The 1432-nt window shown below is 66.7% G+C and carries 1 protein-coding gene and 1 pseudogene; both read right to left on the minus strand.

Translation table 11 applies throughout. From position 1 onward, the window contains the following. Positions 1 to 213 precede the first annotated feature (213 nt). Positions 214 to 1179 (minus strand): hypothetical protein, encoded by a 966-nt coding sequence (locus tag ABZY11_RS44480; RefSeq protein ID WP_356484617.1) that lies wholly within the window; start codon positions 1177 to 1179, stop codon positions 214 to 216. Positions 1180 to 1198: 19 nt separating this feature from the next. Then, positions 1199 to 1432: pseudogene (locus ABZY11_RS44485) on the minus strand (hypothetical protein); the annotation flags it as partial.

A 1432-nucleotide genomic window follows, 5' to 3' on the forward strand; every position in this document is an offset into this window, starting at 1 on the left:
CTTCAGGAGTCCACACAACCCCCGATGATCACGCGGTGGCCGTACGCGTTCCCAGCCGGGTCTACCAGCATCGCGAAACCAGACTGGAGTACTAGATGCAATACCGGTGATTTAGGTGACCTTTTGGCATCTACTGAGCTGCATCTGCTGGCGGTTGGCGGGCGCGACTGCCCCGCGATGGCCGTGATCGGCGTGGTCCGCCTCTGGGACGGATCAGTGCCTGGCCGAGCTGGACGGCTTCGCCGTGGTGCCCCGAGAGTCGTCGGTGGGAATCGAGCCGTCGGCCGGGATCTGCTGGCTCCGGTCCGTGTGCGGCTTGAGACTTTTCGCCTTCTGGTTGACCTGCGGGTCTACGAAGTACTGCCAGCGCGAACTCGTCACGATCGAACGCAACTCGTCCAGACTCAGCGGCGGGTCGAGATCGACGACGGGCCCGTCTTCGATGTCCGCGCCGTTGGACGTGCCCACGACGACCCGCATCCCGTCCGTACGGAGCAGATCCGCGTGCCGCCTCAGCAGCAGCCCGGACTGGTCCTCGTACACCATCAGTACCGAGCCGTCGCGCAGGTTGGAGACCCCGCAGGCGGACATCTTCCCGCCCTCCGGCACGCGATGCTCGCAGGAGTAGAACCCCTTCAAGGTGTGCGCCGGCTCCGTCCCGTGCTGCTGGACGAACATGTCGCGCCCGAAGCTCAGCTGCAGATTGACCTGCACCTCCGCCCCGGCCGGCCAGCCCTCGGTTCTGAGCCGGCCGAAGACCTCATACCCCATCGGGGGACTCTGCTGGCTCTCGTACCCCGAGGTCCGTTCCTGGGGCATCAGCTCTTTCAGCGTCTGCACGGTCGCCCGCCCCGTGATCCGCTCTGTCCCGGCCGGCGGCTGCGGATTCTTCGGCAGCTTCGAGAAGTCAGGGATTGTCACCTTGCCCGGCTTGGCGCCTGGCCCCGCCGAAAGCGTCTCCACATCGACCGTATACGTCGGGAAGTACGCGCCGAACAGCGACGCTCCCGCCACCACCCCGGCGACCGCGAGCACGCCCACGCCGACCGCGATCCGGCGTCGGCTGCGCATCCGCCTGCCCTGGCGCGTCGCTCCGTCGACCAGGGCGCGCGTCGGCGGTCGCACATCGCCGACGGCTTCCCCCATGACCTTGTTCAGTTCGTGCTCGTCCAGCTTCATGTCTGTCTCTGCCCCTCTCTCAGATCGTGGTGAGCGATTCGCGCTCGCTGCCGAGCAGTTCGCGGAGCCTGGCCAGCGCGGCCATGCTGCGATTGCGCACCGTGCCCGGCCGCAGGCCGAGTTCCGAGGCGGTCTGCTCGACACTGCGGTCCTCCCAGTACTGACTTCGGCCCGTTGGGGTGAACCTTCTCGAAGTCCCTGACGCGTTCGCCGTAATGGCTGTATTCCGTGGTGTGTGAGGTATGCGGATGGG

Source organism: Streptomyces sp. NPDC006510 (genome assembly GCF_040611955.1).
GTDB lineage: Bacteria > Actinomycetota > Actinomycetes > Streptomycetales > Streptomycetaceae > Streptomyces.

Excerpts from the sequence above, each read along its gene's own strand:
- ABZY11_RS44480 (WP_356484617.1), bottom strand. The coding sequence starts at position 1,179 with ATGAAGCTGGACGAGCACGAACTGAACAAGGTCATGGGGGAAGCCGTC.